Raw genomic sequence first — 394 nt, forward strand, 5'->3', positions numbered from 1 at the left:
GCACTGTGGAGCTCATACCAAGCGTTTTTGCGAATGCAATTGGTCAGACGAACATGGATAGAGCATTTGATAAAATGTGATAACTGGTGATGATCTAAGGTGCGCACCGATGAGGTTGGGGATACCGCCTTACCTGTCAGACCAAGCGGTATCATATATCCTGATGTGACTGCTCGCTTGATGGTCGGATTTGCCAAGATGCCATCGGCTTCCCACGGATGACAAGGGTAGTAAACCCAATCGGTGTCGCTATCAGGATGTAAAGTATCAGTATCTGAATTAATAGACTCGAGTAAGTCGCCAGCGTCAGCAAGTAACGTGCGAGCGATATTGCGCAGTACGGTTTTGGTGTCTTTGCCAATATAGCTGACGAGGGAGGAATCAACCTTAAACC

1 protein-coding gene is annotated in these 394 nt (G+C 47.5%); it reads right to left on the reverse strand.

Going from position 1 to position 394, the window contains the following annotated elements; genetic code table 11:
* Positions 1-394, reverse strand: a 394-nt coding sequence (locus AAEY75_RS14190; protein ID WP_352259925.1) for an IucA/IucC family protein, incomplete at both ends; no start/stop codon positions are given.

Origin of the sequence: Psychrobacter sp. TB55-MNA-CIBAN-0194, from assembly GCF_040309505.1 — a bacterium.
In the GTDB taxonomy this organism is placed as follows: Bacteria; Pseudomonadota; Gammaproteobacteria; order Pseudomonadales; family Moraxellaceae; genus Psychrobacter; species Psychrobacter fozii.